This is a genomic window from Rheinheimera sp. F8 (genome assembly GCF_001518915.1).
On sequence record NZ_CP013656.1, the window covers coordinates 14,693 to 31,882 of the forward strand.

Sequence of the window (17,190 nt, forward strand, 5' to 3'; positions counted from 1 at the left end):
TGAAACTCCTGTTATCATCGGATATTGGACAATGATGCCAGCTGCGAACTTAACATCGATGATGTACTTTGCAGCTGACCTAATTGCGAATCGAGCGCACCATAACGTTGCCGTAAAGTATTCTCGTAGCTCTCTATGTATCGGGTGTAAGCCTCTCGATCTTTAGTATTTTTTGATAAACTATTTTTCAGAGACGTTTCTTTGTTCTCCAGCAGGCCACCTTTTTGTGTGAATTGAGTCACCAAACTGGTAAGCGTGGTATTAAATCCATCGCTATTGCCGAACAATTTAGCGATACCGTCAAAATTGTCTTTTAGCGCGGAGTCCAGGCGCTCACGACCAGAGGTTGAACCAATCTTGCTACTCGAAATCTCCAAACGACCATTGTTGGTCATGGTGATGCCCATTGAGTACAAATTATTGAGCCCGGGCTCGGCGGAGCCAACGGCTTTACCCAAGGCGCTGGTCACCATATTCAGCATACTGCGTACTGTTGGGTCACTATTCAGTGCTCCGCCCTCACTGACTACTGTTTTACCATCAGCACCTAATACGCGGTTTCTTGTTAACGATTCGACTTCACTGACCAATGAGTTGTAGCTGTCTATAAAGGCTTTCAGTTTGTCTTCGGTACCTTTTTTATCCGTCGCAATGGTCAGCGTGGCGTTGTTGCCATCCGGCGTCACGTTCTGCACGGTAAACTCGGTATCCTGCAAAGCGTTAGTGAAAGTATTGGTTTTACTAAAAGTACTGATGCCGTCGATAATAACTTCGGCACTGGCAGCAGCTTTTGTGACTGTCAATCCAGCTGTACCTCCGCTGTTAGGAACAGTGGAAATACCATCAAGCGCTGCATTGTTGTTGGTGATACTTAAATCATTGGTTGAACCGGTGATACTTGACGTCAGTACTAATTTAGTACCCACACTTCCACCAGCGTTGATAATGTTGGCACTTACTCCAAAGTTATCTTTATTGGTATTAATGGCCTGACGCAACTCATCCAGAGTCATATTTGCCGTTACATTAACCTTGAAGGTTTTTCCGTCGGCGCCGAAAGTCAATTCACCTGCGGTCGTACTGACAACAGCTGACGCTGATGCATATGCCAAATCCGCACTTTCTACTCGGCTGCCAGATGCTAAGGTTTTGACTTTCATATCAAACACACCAGGAGCTGCGGTCGTTTTAGCGGTAGCTTCCAGGTATGTTTTGGTATCTGTAGGTTGTTTGACGGTAGCAGTTCTGGCGTTGAGATTATCCAGACTCAACGCCTTCACTGCATCCTGAAATTTGGACATCGACGATTTCAGTTTACCGTAGCCAGACAAGGAGGAATCCAGGCTCTTCTTAGTAGTGTCCAAACGGTCTTCTTTCGTCATCCGCTCAGCTTTTACTAATTGTGTGACCAAACTTTCCAGATCTAAGCCAGAGGCCGACCCTAGGGCACGGATTGCCATGATTTCTCCTCGCTGTATTACACTTTACTATTAATCAGCAAACCGGTTGCTGATCCGAGATCATCCTGCAACTTTTTGATTGCACTTGCCATTTTAAGCACTTCTTCACCTGGGATCTGCCGGATCACATCTTTGGTTTCAAAGTCGATGACTTTGACCACCGCTTTTCCGGAGTTCTCATCCACTGAAAAATTCAGTGTGCGCATCTGTGCATTCACAAACTGGTTAATGCTCTCTACCGCCTCACCAAGCTCAGCTGCACTGGGTGCTGTCTGGTCTTTAGTGACGGTAGCATTCTCAGCAGGCAGCTTTGCTACATCCTGAGGAAGCCGGGTTGCAGACTTGACCTCATTGTCGACCGCCGAAAATTCCTTTAGAGGCGGCACATTGCGCTGCTGACGCAACACACTGTTCATTTCGACTGAGTTCATAATCTGTCACCTTTTATCGGCTGGCATGGCGGTAACTTAAATCAAAGTCCCGCCCAGCCAGTCAATCTCAGAATTAACCCAGTAAAGATAATGCAGATTGCGGACGAGTGTTAGCCTGCGCCAACACTGTAGTACTCGCTTGTTGCAAAATCTGTGCCCGTGTCAGTTCCGCAGTTTCTTTCGCGAAGTCTGTATCACGGATCCGGCTGCGCGCAGCGGATACGTTTTCTACAACGTTACTTAAGTTACGGATGGTTGATTGAAAGCGGTTTTGTAACGCACCCAAGTCAGCCCGTGTACTGTCAATAGTTTTGATTGCACTATCGATACTCGCCAAGGCAGTAGAAGCGCCGCCAACCGATGCAATCGACAAACTTCCGAGGCTCAAACCAGAGGCTCCGAAACCGCCAGCACGAGAAAGGTTCACGCTGATTGACTGACCAGCGTTAGCACCAACCAGGAACTTAGCTGAATAACCACCTTTCAGAATATCGACACCACCAAACTGGGTGTTTTGTGCAATACGGCTAATCTCTGTTTTTAGTGCTGACACTTCTTTTTGCAGTGCTGTGCGGTCAGCCGAGTTGTTGATACCATTTTGAGATTGAACTGCTAACGTACGGATACGTTGCAGTGAAGTGGTGATCTCATCCAACGCACCTTCAGCAACCTGTGATGCAGAAATACCATCATTGGCGTTACTGATCGCCTGATTCAGACCATTAACCTGAGAAGTCAGCCGGTTGCTGATTTGCAAGCCGGCGGCATCGTCCGCGGCGCTGTTGATACGGAAGCCTGAAGACAGACGTTTGTAGGCTGTGTCCAGTGCTGTACCTGAAGTTAATAATTGGCGCTGAGCATTCAGCGCCGATACGTTGGTGTTTACTGCTAAAGCCATAAGTCACTCCTTAAAAGTTGGGTCCGGTCTGCAAACCTTCGGCAACTTCTTGATTAAGCGGATTCCCGCAATTTTCGCCAAACTGCAATTTGGCTTAACTGAGGTATCGGCAACAACTTTCAGGACTTTAGGAAAAAAAGGCAATTTTTTTCCATTCTTTTGAAAAATATAAAAATACATATATTTATCAGATAGATAAAAGCGGAAATAAATTGCACTTCCTTTCTAAAATGACGGGCTGGCGGCAAAAATTCGCCAAAATAATGCAGTTACTCAAAAGCGTGGCTGAGAAAAATACAGGTAGCAAAACAAATGAATATTGCGAGAGACACAGTCGCATAGGGCAAGGAGGAATTTTAAGCGACTAGCAGTGATTTTACTGGACAAGATAAAAGCAGGAAACTTCGATGGCGCAAAAATAAGAGCGCCCCTGCCCGGTAACCGGGCAGAGGCGTTCATCCCTGAAGCATCTCTGGTCCTATCAGCTGCCGGGTTAACCCAGCAGTGAAAGTGCAGACTGTGGACGCTGATTGGCCTGTGACAGGATAGTAGTACTGGCCTGTTGCAGGATCTGCGAGCGGGTCAGTTCAGCTGTTTCTTTGGCGAAATCAGTATCCCGGATCCGACTACGTGCAGATGACACGTTCTCTACGATATTACTCAGATTACGGATGGTAGATTGGAAGCGGTTTTGTAACGCACCCAAATCTGCCCGTTTGCTGTCGATTGTTTTAATTGCACTGTCAATGCTGGCTAAAGCTGCAGAGGCATTGGCAATTGTCGCAATCGACAAAGTCCCGATACTTAAACCTGACGCACCAAAACCACCGGTTCTTGACAGGTTGACACTGATGTTCTGATTAGCGTTTGCACCAACCAGGAACTTGGAAGAATAACTTCCGTTTAACAGTGCCACACCACCAAACTGGGTTGTGGTCGCGATCCGGCTGATTTCCGTTTTCAGCGCAGATACTTCTTTTTGTAACGCAACCCGGTCCGCTGAGTTATTAATCCCGTTTTGAGATTGTACCGCCAGTGTACGGATACGTTGCAGCCCGTTGGTAATTTCATCCATCGCACCTTCAGCCGTTTGCGCCAGAGAAATACCATCATTGGCATTTCGAATGGCCTGATCCAAACCTTGGATCTGACTGGTTAAGCGGTTGCTGATCTGCAAACCCGCTGCGTCATCAGCTGCACTGTTAATGCGAAAACCTGATGACAAACGTTTAAACGAACTGTCCAGTGAATTGCCTGAGTTAATCAGCTGACGCTGAGCATTTAACGCTGAAACGTTAGTGTTTACATATAATGACATAGCGTCATCCTCCGGTTGTGTAATACGTAGCCATAAAAGCCGTCCTCTTTTCTTCGACAGGTGCCGCCGTTGAGTGCATAGGCCGCAGTGTCATAAGTCATTGTCATGGTCTGGTCGTTAAATGCAGGAAGACTCCAGACCGCATGTCATTCAGTGGGGTGTCAGGCACCCCTGTCATATCAGACTTAACCTTGCAGCAGCGATAATGCTGACTGCGGTCTTTGGTTTGCCTGTGACAAAATCGTGGTGCTGGCCTGTTGCAATATTTGCGAACGGGTCAGTTCTGCCGTTTCTTTGGCAAAATCTGTGTCACGGATCCGACTGCGTGCAGAGGAAACGTTTTCAACAATGTTGGATAAGTTGCGAATGGTGGCCTGGAAGCGGTTTTGGATAGCACCAAGGTCAGCTCGTTTTGAATCGATGATCGTAATGGCACTATCAACAGACGCCAGCGCAGCGGAAGCGCCGATCAATGTTGCGATGGACAAAGTCGACAGGTTCAAACCTGACGCGCCATAACCACCACCTGTGCGCGAAATATTCACACTGATATTCTGACCCGCATTGGCACCGACAAGGAATGTTGATGAGTATGTGCCATCAAGCAGCTTCACTCCTCCAAACTGGGTCGTCGTTGCAATCCGGCTAATTTCAGTCTTTAACGCTGACACTTCTTTTTGCAGAGCCAGCCGATCCCCGGAACTATTGATGCCGTTCTGAGACTGCACAGACAACACGCGAATGCGTTGCAATGCCGTCGTGATTTCGTCCATTGCACCTTCAGCGACCTGAGACAATGAAATCCCATCGTTTGCATTGCGGATGGCCTGATCCAAGCCCTGAATTTGGCTCGTTAGCCTGTTACTGATCTGAAGGCCAGCAGCGTCGTCGGCAGCACTATTGATCCGGAAACCTGAGGACAAGCGCTGGAAAGATACATCCAGACTTTTTCCTGAGTTAATCAGCTGACGTTGCGCATTGAGCGCGGATACGTTGGTATTTACAAATAAAGCCATGGCTCTTTCTCCTGAACTTATGATTAATGACGCGAGACTTCTTTATATTATTTAACTCGCTCAATATACTTATCGGATGCAGAACAATATTCTTTAGATGTTTATTGAGAAATATCTCAGATTAAATGAAGTAAATTAAACCAAGATCAATCGGAAATAAAAAAGGCTACACAATAATGTGTAGCCAATGAGCAAAAGCTCAGGAGTTGTATCAAAAAAGTTTCATCATTTAATTGTTTTTATATATTATCCTTGTAACAGAGACAATGCAGACTGTGGCCGTTGGTTCGACTGCGCCAGAATGGTCGTACTGGCCTGCTGCAGGATTTGCGCGCGCGTCAACTCAGCCGTTTCTTTTGCAAAGTCTGTGTCCCGGATCCGGCTGCGTGCTGAAGATACGTTTTCAACAATGTTCGATAAGTTTCGGATAGTCGACTGGAAGCGGTTCTGGATTGCCCCCAAATCAGCGCGCTTCGCGTCAATGGCATTGATCGCACTATCGATAGCGGTGAGTGCTGTTGAGGCACCTGCCAGTGTTGCGATTGATACCGATGCCAGGTTTAAACCAGAAGTGCCATAACCACCGCCGGTACGAGAAATATTCACGCTGATGCTTTGCCCGGCGTTCGCGCCAACCAGGAACGTCGATGAATATTTGCCATCAAGAATTTTGACCCCACCAAACTGCGTGGTAGTGGCGATCCGGCTGATTTCAGCCTTCAACGCCGAGACTTCTTTTTGCAGAGCCAGCCGGTCTGATGAGCTGTTAATACCATTTTGAGATTGCACCGACAGCACACGGATCCGTTGCAATGCCGAGGTAATCTCATCCATCGCGCCTTCAGCCACCTGAGCCAGCGAAATACCATCATTGGCATTACGGATGGCTTGATCCAGGCCTTGAATCTGGCTGGTCAACCGGTTACTGATTTGCAGACCTGCAGCATCATCTGCAGCACTATTGATACGTAAACCAGAAGATAAGCGCTGAAATGCTGTATCTAATGATTTGCCTGAATTAATTAGTTGACGCTGAGCGTTCAACGATGACACGTTGGTGTTAACAAATAAAGCCATGATATTTCTCCTGAGTCTTATATTTAGCCGGCTTATTTATTTGTGTGCCTGCTTGATTAATGTATCGACCCACGAAGGAATAACTTTAACATTTATTGAATTTTATCTCTTAACCTTTAAACAATAAAACATGTAAAAATAACGACATCGGTTGTATCGGCATTTTTTTTTAAAACTTGAGAAGAAAAAACAAAAAAAGAGCCAATGGCTCTTTTTTTCAGATTAATGACAAACCCCAGTTTTCTGGGGTTTGTGCTTTTCAGGAGTGGTGCATTCTCCGTCAGTGGTCATGGCTTAATAATGAGTTGTGGGTTGTTGAATTTGATTGGGCTGGTGTTGAATGAGCCGGCATTTGGCTTGGTTGATAGGGATTTAGGCTTGAGACTGGCTCAGGCGGCCAGCAGTAACGCCATTTTCTTGATGTTTTGCGCAGCACCCGCCAGCAGACATTGCATCTGGACTTTTTCCAGCCCTCTGAAGCGGGCATAGCGGTGGCCGTGGTGTTGTTTGGCGTCCGCGAAGCTACGCTCTACTGTTTCTTTGCGCCTTTTGTAAATCTTCTTGCCCCATGCGCTTAACCGGGTTTCATTGGCTGCCTCTTTGGCCGTTTCAAATACGTGTCGGGTCAATACTTTGGTGTGATTCTCACTTTTCGTGCAGCGGCTGCGGATAGGACAATCTTTGCATTTGTTGCGGTCGGATTTGTACTCACGATACCCGGCACGATTGGTGGTGCTGTACTGCAGCAGTTCGCCTTGCGGGCAGCGGTAACAATCGCTGTCTTTATCGTAGTCAAACGCGCTTTTGCGCAATAAGTCTTTGCCTTTGTTGGGCCGGCGGTAGCCCATCACCGGCTCAATTTGCCGCGCTTTAATCAGGTGGCACAGCATCGCAGTGTTGTAGCCCGCATCCAGCCCAACCGCGACCGGCTCAAGCTGGAAACGCTGCAGTTGCCGGTCAAGCCTCGCAATATAAGGCTGACTGTCGTGCTGATTGCCAGGCGTGACGTGCGTGTCAGTAATAAGGCCGTGCCGGCCATCGACGGTGCGGTGGTCGAGGTAAAAAAAGCCCTGCGGTTTGCCTTCGCGCGTCATAAAACCACTGTCAGGGTCTGTGGTACTGGCTTTTATCTCGCTCAGTTCACAGACGCTGTCATCCTTGGGAGCCAGTGGCTTTTTTCCGGCGGCTTTGCGCTCCTCCTCAATCGCCGCGTTGAGCTGGTCGACATAGGCCGAGGTACTGGCTGCCACTAACTTATTGATGGATTTATTCTTATTGGCACTGGCTTTTAAGTGCGTGCTGTCGGTGTAAAGCACGCGGCCGCCAATCAACCTTTTGGCAATGGCCTGCTCAACAATCCGGTCGAAGACCCGTTGGAACACATCAGTCCCGTTGAAACGGCGAATACGGTTCTGACTGAGCGTTGAAGCGTCCGGTACTTTATCGGTCAGCGACAAACGCAAAAACCAGCGATAGGCCACATTGACCTCAATCTCCTGCATCAGCCGGCGCTCACTGGGCACGCCAAACAAATAACCAAGCAGCATGATTTTGAACAGCATCACCGGGTCAATCGCYGGSCGGCCATTGTCTTTACAATACAAATCAGCGACTTCAGCACGGATAAATTCAAAATCTATGGTGGTATCGATTTTACGAACCAGATGGTTTTGTGGCACCAGCTGTTCCAGTGTCACCATTTCAAGCTGATGTTGTTGCGGGGAGATATCTCTGAGCATGAGGGCAGCTCCTGTTTGGACTCCCTCTATTAGATCAAAGGCCTGGATCTACGTCCAGGCCTTTGTCAGCAGTCTGAAAAAAAGAGCCAATGGCTCTTTTTTTTCGGACGAGTCGAAGACTTAGCTTTGCAGCAGAGACAAGGCTGACTGCGGGCGTTGATTTGATTGAGCAAGGATCGTTGTGCTGGCCTGCTGCAGGATTTGCGCGCGCGTCAGCTCAGCTGTTTCTTTGGCAAAGTCAGTATCGCGGATCCTGCTACGCGCAGACGAAACGTTTTCAACAATATTCGACAGGTTTCGGATCGTTGACTGAAATCGATTCTGGATCGCTCCCAGATCTGCCCTGGTCGCGTCAATCGCATTAATAGCACTGTCGATGGCAGTCAATGCAGTAGATGCACCCGCTAATGTTGCGATGGAAAGTGTTGCCAGGTTCAGGCCTGAAGCGCCATAACCACCACCTACACGTGAAATATTCACGCTGATGCTTTGCCCTGCGTTAGCGCCAACCAGAAAGGTAGATGAATATTTGCCATCAAGGATTTTCACACCACCAAACTGAGTCGTCGTCGCGATCCGGCTGATTTCAGCTTTTAACGCTGAGACTTCTTTTTGCAGTGCCAGCCGGTCTGACGAACTGTTAATACCATTCTGAGATTGCACTGACAGCACACGGATCCGTTGTAATGCAGATGTAATTTCATCCATCGCGCCTTCAGCGACCTGGGCCAGCGAAATACCATCGTTGGCATTTCGGATAGCTTGATCCAGACCTTGAATCTGACTGGTCAGCCGGTTACTGATTTGCAGACCTGCAGCGTCATCCGCTGCGCTATTGATCCGTAAACCCGAAGATAAACGCTGAAACGCGGTATCTAATGATTTACCTGAATTAATCAGCTGACGTTGAGCATTCAGCGATGACACATTGGTGTTGACAAATAAAGCCATGATACGTTTCTCCTGATGTTATTTTGCTACATCACCAGCTGATTTTATGATTCTGAATGCTGATACTTATATAACGGCCATAACCAGGAAAACTTGAGCGTATTTTAATCACAACCCTTATTTTTAAAGGGATACACGGCAGTTTCCAAATCTTATGAAGCGGCAAAACATTGCCAAAAATGGCATACATAAGGGGAGTTTATAGATTCTAATAAGCATTTGACGTCGAAAATACTGAAAATCCAACGATTTCATGCGAAATGAGTTTGCAATTATGCGGCAGAGAATTGCCGTTGAAAGGAAGTATCCAATGGGATCTAGACAAACTTGCAAGAGTAATAGAGTAGCGACACAGGGAAGGCATACATCGATGCCGCCCTGCCAGGATCGCAACTCAACGGATATAGTCAAACAAACTGGTGTTAGTCACTCGCTGAAAGGTATTTTGCACTGCCTGTAGCGCAGTTTCCTGTTTGGTCAGTTCTGTCAGTGCTTCGGCATAGTCAACTTCATAAATCTGTGCACGGAATGCTTTGTTTGTGATTTGTAAGTCTTCGTTCCCCTCAAACACACTGTCGAGGACATTCTGACGCCCCCCCACTCCCGATACTCCTGCATCTATCTTCAGCGCAGCATTATCAATTTGTACTAGAGCATCAGCAATGGATTCCGCAAGTGGCCCACCAATCACCTGATCTTTTTCTATGGCATTAACTAGCTCTTGCAGTGTATTTAGCACATTTTTCTTTTCCGGCGCCTGCAAGGTAAAATCAAGTTGGCCAGGCCCAGCACCTTGTGTTTGCAGGCTCAGCCCCTGAAAGCTCACGGCTTGTCCTGATGTATAGGAACCAGTCACCGGGGGGCTGAGACTGGCGCCATTGCGGCGGATCTCATAATTATTGGCGGCATCAACAACCAAGCGGTAATTATTGTTAGCTGGCGTTTGTCCGTCGTAATTTTGTCGGTAAAAATCATCGAATACTGATTGGTTCTGCACATTGATGGAGCCAGTGGTTAACCCTCCACCAACGGTAGCCGCGGTCGTTTTAAATCTCGCATTGACATCTTCAAACAACTCTTTACCACTGTCATTACTCGGGATCGTGACTGTTGGCGACACCTGCAGTGATTTTTGCCCTTCATCACCATTAAATTCATACAAGCCGGTTGACTGGTTAAAACTGTAGGGCTGTGTTTCTTGCTGAAAACCTGAGAACAGATATCCGCCAGCGGCGTCTTTTTGATTCATCAGGTCGTACATTTGAGTTTTGATATTATCCAGTTGCTTGGCTATGGCACTGCGATCTTGCTGGGAATAAGTACCGTTACCGAGGGACACCACCAGACTCCGCGCCTGATCGCTTGAAGTCCGAAGACTTGATAAGACAGTTTCCTCGATACCAAGGCTGTTTTTCAGCAATACACTGTTATTTTGATATTGGCCAACCTGGGAGATTTGCTGATCAAGCGCAACCACACGTGCAGAACCCGCAGGGTCGTCGGATGGACTCAGAATTTTTGTTTGCTTCTCCAGTTTGGCGCTGGCAGTTTGCAGTTTTTCCTGTGCATTAAGGATCGCATTCAGATTGATTTGATACTTCTGATTAAATGAAAGTCGCATCTGTTACTACCTCGCCGCCGCCAATAACGTGTCAAATATGGTTTGGGATGTGGAAATAATCTTAGCCGCTGCAGCGTAAGATTGCTGGAACCGGATCAGATTCGCTGCTTCTTCGTCCAGATTCACCCCGGAAATTGACTCATACCAGGATTGAGACTGTGCTAACAACGCCTTTGACGATTCAGTGGCAATTTTCACCTGGCTGGTTTTTTCACCAATAAAACCGACCATGACACCATAGCCTTCGTTCAAACTCATCTGGTTATCGGCACCAGGAACTGCAACTGCATTTTTTCTGATAATTTCTTTTTCCTGCAATTGCGCCAAGGCCAGACCGTTGCGGTTGTCTTTCTGCCCACCCGTGTTGTAACTCAAGGTAAATGTATCACCGGCCTTAGGGACGCCTGAGATGGACATGTCAAAGCCATATGTCGTTAAACCTGCAGAATTAAACAGATTGTTGTAATTTCCTGCGGACATAACTGCTGTTGTCCCCAATAATGTATTTGCATTATTACGGATCTCAAATCGCTCACCGCCAATGTAGGTCAATGTGAATGGTTCACCATTGACATCGCCGGGCGAAGTAAATTGGGAGCTTGCAGGATTGGTATTCGTTACATTGATTGTACCTATTTTAGCATTTCCCAGATTATTAACGCTGAATTCCCCACGAAGTGGTGACGCCAAAGCCAAATCCTCAGGCCGGCTATTGAGCAAGGTAACATTTTGTGCGGCAACACCTAATGGCTTCAGCACAAACTGATCGCCGTTACCAAAAGCACCTGCCGAGTTATCCAATTTGATTTCGTAACCATTCAGGAAATTGCCAGGTACGTTGGTACTATTAAAGGTTGCCGGATACGCAGTGATCGTTTGCGTGACCGCAGAGCCTGCAATCACTTTGCCACGCTCATCTAAAGTTTCCAGTTTAAACTGATTTGGGGCGGTAAATGTCACCAGTAAGTCATTTGGTGGGACATCTTTGCCTTTGCCTGATTCGACCGTCGCCGTTACCAGTCCAGACCCGGTATTGGTCGTCATAGGATAACCACCGTAAGTGCCAAGGCTGAAAATGTTTTTGCCGAGCTGACCATTTCCATCCATACCCAAGCGGTTCTGCGTATTAAACGCATCGGCAAGGCCAATTGCTAACTGGCCAAGCTTGTTCTGAGTCGGTTCCAGCAGCTGTGCCCGAAACTCCAGTAAACCGCCGATTTTGCCACCGAGTGTCTGACTTTCAACCTCACCAATAACATTACTGTTGTAATCAAGTTGCAGTTGCAGGGTTTTACGTTCGGGATCAGGGTTACCCACAGCACTCATCAGACTGAATTTGCCATGTTGTAACACCACCGACTGTCCGGTGTTGAGAAATACCAGCTTTTCACCATTTTCTGCGTCCAGAGTGCTGATTTCGACCATCTCAGATAACTGCCGTAAGGCTTCGTCACGTTTATCAAGTATGTCCATCGGCACCGGAGTATTGATGCCGCTGCCGTAGGCTGAAATCTGCTTATTCATTTCTGCGATAATGGTAATTTGCGAGTTGGCTGCCGAGACCAGATTATCCAGCTGTTGATTAATGGAAGTACGTTGCTCTAACACAATACTAGATAACGTATTGAATTTACTTATTAAAGTCTGAGCACTCCCCATCACTAGCTGACGGGATGACGTATTGGCTGGATCGTTATTGGCAGATTGCAGCTGCTTAAACATATCCGAAATGCCGCTGGAAATGCTGTTTGATGTGTTAGAGAACAACGTATCAACCCGACTCGCCTCGGTCAGAAATTGCTGGTTGTAACTTAAAGCGGAAGTATCGCGGCGCAATTGTAACATGGAGAACTCATTGGCCAGCCGGTTGGTTGTCCCCCGGCCGACGCCAAGCCCCAACATCGCGGACTGATATTCAGTACTTTGCCGGACATAGCCTTTGCTATTGAGATTACTGATGTTATTACCGGTGGTATTGAGCAAGCCGGTACTGGCCAGGACACCTGAAGTGCCTATCGTTAATAAATTATCAGCCATGGTTTACTCCCGTTCAGGCGCATTGCACCGGTTCACAACGCTGTTTGACCTGAGTTATTGAGCAAATTCCGTACCTCTTTCAGCACAGAACCATTCATCACCTGTAAAATTTTTTGAGCATAGTTTGGATCCGTCGCATAACCAGCGGCTTGCAGCTGCTGGAAATAATTCGCCGTATCATGACTGACAGCTACCGCATCCTGATAACGCGGTTGTTGGCGGATAAAATCAACATAATCCTGCAAACTAGCCTGAACATCCTGATATATGCGAAATTTGGCTTTCTCCTGCCGGGCAATACCCTGCCGGTATTCCAGTGTATCGACCACAGCTACATCGCCCTGCCATTCACCATGCGCTTTGATGCCAAATAAATTAAAACTTTCCCGGCCGTCCGCCGCTTTTAACATGCGTTGACCCCAGCCGGTTTCCAGTGCAGCTTGAGCGACTAATGCCAGAGGCTCCAGACCAAGCTGACGGGCAGCCTGGCGCGCCGCTGGCAGAATCTTACGGACAAACTCAGCTTCCGGCCCCTGTAAGGCTGCGAGTGGGTCTAATGTGTCGACGTCTGCCTTAACCGAGGCTGTAGGCTGTGCAGATTTCGCTGGCACGGAGTTCTGAGGCTGACTGGCCTTTACCGGAACAATAGTTTGCGCCACGACAAGTTCCGCTCCCAGTTGATACAAGCCAGCCCCCGACGAACCGGTCAGCGGGGAAGTTACTACTTGCCCTTCCAGCTCACGGGAACCACCAGCGATCAAAGGTTTTGTCACGTTGACGTGCTGTGCCGGATATATAATACGTTCCGCATCAAGTTTCATTGCCTGGTGTTTGGGCAGGGTTTTGGCTTGCACTACTTTTTCCAGCGGCAACGATTTTTCTGATGGTGCAGAGAACTGGTTAGATGCGGAAACCAGACTGGCGACTTTGCTTTTTGCAGCTTCAGGTGCCAGTTGTTGTACCATCAGATCCGCTAGTCCCAGCGTGCCCTTTTTTGATAACTCCGCAGTTAACTGACTGTCATACATGTCGCGGTAAAATCCGGTTGCCTGACTGTTTAAAGGGTTATCTTCCTCAAACGTCTGGTTGGCCTTGCGCATACTCGACATCAACATGCCCATAAAGACTGATTCAAACTGCTGTGCCGCCTGACGGATCGCGCCAATTTTATCCTTGCTGGCTAAAGCACGGATATCATTGAGGCTGGAGAGGTCGTGATACGACACATCAACTTGCGGCGCGGCCATGTTAGATCACCACCAGTTCGCCGTGGATAGCACCGGCTTCTTTCAGTGCTTCCAGAATCGCCATCAGGTCACCAGGTGCAGCACCGACTGCATTTACAGTTTGCACCAGCTCATCCAAAGTGGTGCCTGGGTCAAATTTAAACATTCGCGACTTATCAGGCCGCACATCAATAATGGTATTTTGCTCAACAGCGGTCTGGCCGCCAGCCAGTGCATTTGGTTGCACTACTGTTGGGTTTTCCGCGATAGTCACGGTCATCCCGCCATGTGTGATCGCCGCCGGAAACAGCCGAACATCTTTACCGATCACAATAGTGCCGGTGCGCGAATTTATAATGATTTTGGCGGCATCAGACGCTGGTTCAAAACTGAGGTTTTCCAGTGTTGACAGGTAGGATACCCGCTGATCGATGTCGCGCGGCGCACGCACCTGAACTGAGCGTGCATCGAGTGTGCGTGCAGTGTCAGCGCCGATAAACTGATTAATGGCTGCCGTCAAATTTTTTGCGGTCGTGAAGTCGCCGCGATTTAAGTTAAACGTGATGTAATCGCCCTGCGCGAATGGCGTCGGCACCTCTCGCTCGACGGTAGCACCATTCGGAATGCGCCCGACCGTCGGTGTATTTACCACCACCTGTGAACCATCAGCACCTTCCGCGCCCAGACCCGACACAATGAGACTGCCCTGTGCCACCGCATATACCTGCCCGTCCAGACCTTTCAGAAAAGTCTGCAGCAATTGGCCGCCACGCAGACCTTTGGAACTGCCGACAGAGGCAACAGTGATATCCAAATTTTGGCCCGGCTTGGCAAAAGGTGGTAATTCTGCCGTCACCGCAACTGCTGCGACGTTTTTGATTTGCGCTTTCATGCCTGCTGGCAAATTAATGCCAAAATTCGCCAGCATGGTTTTAAAACTTTGCTCGGTAAACGGGCTTTGTTCGCCTGTGCCCGGCAAACCAACCACCAGACCGTAACCAACCAGCTGGTTGTGCCGCACACCTTCGACTGTTGCCACGTCTTTGACACGCGCAGCCTGAGCAACCGTGCTGAGCAGGACCAACAGCATACTGATCAGATACTTATGCATACATTACCCCTTGCCTCAGAATGGCCACAATGCGCTTGAAAAGAACCGCGTCAGCCAACCAGGGCCTTGTCCGCCATGCGCTGCGCCAGTACCGCTGTATTCAATCCGGGCATTGGCAATCTTGGTTGATTCAACGGTATTGCGTGCATCGACATCTTCCGGCCGGATCACGCCGGTCAGCCGGATATATTCTTTTCCGGTGTTTAATGTCAGCCATTTTTCGCCACGGATCACCAAATTGCCGTTTGCCATCACCCGCAGCACATTGACCGAAATATCACCAACCAGGCTATTGCTCTGGTCTGCTTTAGAATCGCCTTTAAATTCGCTGCTGGAATTAATCCCCAGCTGCAGAGTATTGTTCGCCACAGACACGTTACGCCCCCCAAGCCCAATCATCGGATCAACAGAATTGCTGGCGTCTTTACCAAATTCAGTTTTTGCCTTTTTGGATGCCTGGGTATTTTCTTTCAGCACCACAGTGATGATATCGCCTTCACGTCGGGCTTTGTTATCGGAATACAGACCATTGGATAAGCCATTGGCATACAGCGATCCGGTATGCAGCACCGGCTTCGCTGCGGGTTCCGGCGGTAACGGTGCAAAAGCAGGATCATCCGGGAATGCTTCCGGCGTATAGGTAGCACAAGATGCCAGCCCCCAACACAACAACACCAACCATAACTGCCGCATAACTCCCCCTTGCTCTTAGAGCTGCTGGATTGCAAAGCTCAGCATCTGGTCTACCGCGGAGATGACTTTGGAGTTCATCTCATAGACCCGCTGACTTTCAATTAGACCGACTAACTCTTCGGTCACATTGACGTTGGATGCTTCCAATGCGCCTTGTACAATAAAGCCAATACCTTCTATGCCGGGCACTCCTTGCACCGGATCACCGCTGGCCCCGGTTTGTTTAAACAGGTTTTGGCCTATAGGCTCAAGACCAGCCGGATTGATAAAATTAGTGACAACAAGCTGACCCAACACGGCATTTTCAACTTGTCCGGGCAGCTTTACCGACACCTCACCATCTTGGGAGATGGTAATTTCGGTAGCTTCAGGTGGAATAGTAATGGTTGGCTGGATCTGATAACCGGCACCTGAGGTGACCAGATTGCCTTCGTTATCGGTGGTGAACTGGCCATTACGGGAATAAGAAATGGTGCCGTCTGGCATCAGTACTTCAAAAAAACCTGACCCCTGTATCATCACATCCAACGCATTGTCAGTTGTCATGTGATTGCCCTGAGTAAAGTTTTTCTGCGTCGCAACCACTTTGGTCCCGGCACCGATCATCAGGCCGTTTGGCAGCTCAGAGTTCTGCGAGGAACGGCCACCAGGCTGGTTGATATTTTGATACAGCAAATCTTCAAACACCGCGCGGCTCTTTTTATAGCCTACCGTACTGGCGTTCGCCAAATTGTTAGAGATCACCGAAATGTCACGCTGCTTGGCGTCTAAACCGGTTTTACTGATCCAAAGTGCCGGATGCATAGAGTCCTCCTGAGCTTTAAGCTCTAGATGATACGAAGTACCTGATTATGTTGACGGTCCATATCTTCAGCCGTCTTCATCATTTTTACCTGCAGCTCATATTGCCGTTGCAGGTTGATCATATAAGTCATCTCAGAGACTGCGTTGACATTACTGCCTTCGACGGCACCACTGAGTAAATTCACTGTTGGGTCAACTTCAGCCGCTTCGCCGTCTTTGCGCCGAAACAAGCCGTCATTTCCCTTAAACATGTCCTGATGTTCTGGCTTCACCAATTTGATCCGGGCAACTTCAACCATCGCTGTTGAAGGTGCTCCGCGTGGTAATACATTAACGGCCCCGTCTTTCGTGATCTCAATTTTGCTCATCGGCTGAGGCACCTCGATAGGCCCACCCTCACCGATAATATTGAGACCTGACGATGTCTGTAAAAAACCTTGTGCGTTAATTTGCAGGTTGCCGGCACGGGTATAGGCTTCGTTGCCTTCACCATCTTCAACAGCAAACCAGCCGTCGCCCTGAATCGCCACGTCTAGTTCGTTTTGCGTGACTTTTATCTCGCCAGCGTCAAAATTCTGACTTGGCATTTCAGTAAGTGCAAACACACGGGTCGGCTGGCCATCACCGAAAGCCTGCATTGCGCGTGCTTGCGCTAAATCTGCTTTAAAACCAACGGTATTGGCATTTGCCAGGTTATTAGCCCGCACTGACAGCGCATTCATATTTTCTTTTGCGCCCGTCATTGCGATGTAAACCATGCGATCCATAGTGATCCCCCTTGTGCACTAAGGTAGTTAAAGCAAGGATA

15 protein-coding genes are annotated in these 17,190 nt (G+C 48.3%); all 15 read right to left on the reverse strand.

Annotation, left to right across the window (positions count from 1 at the left end; all coding sequences use genetic code 11):
* Positions 1-14: 14 nt before the first annotated feature.
* The 15 genes from fliD to flgF all read right to left on the reverse strand — a co-directional run bounded on the left by fliD (position 15) and on the right by flgF (position 17,149).
* Positions 15-1,460: a flagellar filament capping protein FliD gene (gene fliD, locus ATY27_RS00070; protein ID WP_208932127.1), complete on the reverse strand. Its 1,446-nt coding sequence runs from the start codon at positions 1,458-1,460 to the stop codon at positions 15-17.
* Between the two features lie 17 nt (positions 1,461-1,477).
* Complete coding sequence (locus ATY27_RS00075; protein ID WP_208932128.1) at positions 1,478-1,876, reverse strand: flagellar protein FlaG; 399 nt, start codon at positions 1,874-1,876, stop codon at positions 1,478-1,480.
* An 88-nt stretch (positions 1,877-1,964) separates the two neighbouring features.
* Positions 1,965-2,789 carry a flagellin gene (locus ATY27_RS00080; protein ID WP_208932129.1) on the reverse strand — a complete coding sequence of 275 codons (825 nt, stop codon included), beginning with the start codon at positions 2,787-2,789 and terminating at the stop codon, positions 1,965-1,967.
* A 493-nt stretch (positions 2,790-3,282) separates the two neighbouring features.
* Positions 3,283-4,107 carry a flagellin gene (locus ATY27_RS00085; protein ID WP_208932130.1) on the reverse strand — a complete coding sequence of 275 codons (825 nt, stop codon included), beginning with the start codon at positions 4,105-4,107 and terminating at the stop codon, positions 3,283-3,285.
* A gap of 185 nt (positions 4,108-4,292) precedes the next feature.
* A complete protein-coding gene (locus ATY27_RS00090) occupies positions 4,293-5,123 on the reverse strand; it encodes a flagellin (RefSeq protein WP_208932131.1) in 831 nt (276 codons plus the stop codon).
* Between the two features lie 246 nt (positions 5,124-5,369).
* Positions 5,370-6,200: a flagellin gene (locus ATY27_RS00095; protein WP_208932132.1), complete on the reverse strand. Its 831-nt coding sequence runs from the start codon at positions 6,198-6,200 to the stop codon at positions 5,370-5,372.
* Between the two features lie 389 nt (positions 6,201-6,589).
* Positions 6,590-7,939, reverse strand: coding sequence for an IS1182 family transposase (locus ATY27_RS00100; RefSeq protein WP_208932133.1), 1,350 nt, complete (start codon positions 7,937-7,939; stop codon positions 6,590-6,592).
* A gap of 120 nt (positions 7,940-8,059) precedes the next feature.
* Positions 8,060-8,890 (reverse strand): flagellin, encoded by an 831-nt coding sequence (locus ATY27_RS00105; RefSeq protein ID WP_208932134.1) that lies wholly within the window; start codon positions 8,888-8,890, stop codon positions 8,060-8,062.
* Between the two features lie 394 nt (positions 8,891-9,284).
* Entirely contained in the window at positions 9,285-10,511 is a 1,227-nt protein-coding gene (flgL, locus tag ATY27_RS00110; RefSeq protein WP_208932135.1) for a flagellar hook-associated protein FlgL, read from the reverse strand.
* Between the two features lie 6 nt (positions 10,512-10,517).
* Positions 10,518-12,548, reverse strand: coding sequence for a flagellar hook-associated protein FlgK (gene flgK / locus ATY27_RS00115; protein ID WP_208932136.1), 2,031 nt, complete (start codon positions 12,546-12,548; stop codon positions 10,518-10,520).
* Positions 12,549-12,580: 32 nt separating this feature from the next.
* Complete coding sequence (locus ATY27_RS00120; protein WP_208932137.1) at positions 12,581-13,795, reverse strand: glucosaminidase domain-containing protein; 1,215 nt, start codon at positions 13,793-13,795, stop codon at positions 12,581-12,583.
* A gap of 1 nt (position 13,796) precedes the next feature.
* Positions 13,797-14,885, reverse strand: coding sequence for a flagellar basal body P-ring protein FlgI (locus ATY27_RS00125; protein WP_208932138.1), 1,089 nt, complete (start codon positions 14,883-14,885; stop codon positions 13,797-13,799).
* Positions 14,886-14,900: 15 nt separating this feature from the next.
* Complete coding sequence (flgH, locus tag ATY27_RS00130) at positions 14,901-15,578, reverse strand: flagellar basal body L-ring protein FlgH (protein ID WP_208932139.1); 678 nt, start codon at positions 15,576-15,578, stop codon at positions 14,901-14,903.
* A 15-nt stretch (positions 15,579-15,593) separates the two neighbouring features.
* A complete protein-coding gene (flgG, locus tag ATY27_RS00135; RefSeq protein ID WP_208932140.1) occupies positions 15,594-16,382 on the reverse strand; it encodes a flagellar basal-body rod protein FlgG in 789 nt (262 codons plus the stop codon).
* Between the two features lie 23 nt (positions 16,383-16,405).
* A complete protein-coding gene (gene flgF, locus ATY27_RS00140) occupies positions 16,406-17,149 on the reverse strand; it encodes a flagellar basal-body rod protein FlgF (protein ID WP_208932141.1) in 744 nt (247 codons plus the stop codon).
* Between the last annotated feature and the right edge of the window lie 41 nt (positions 17,150-17,190).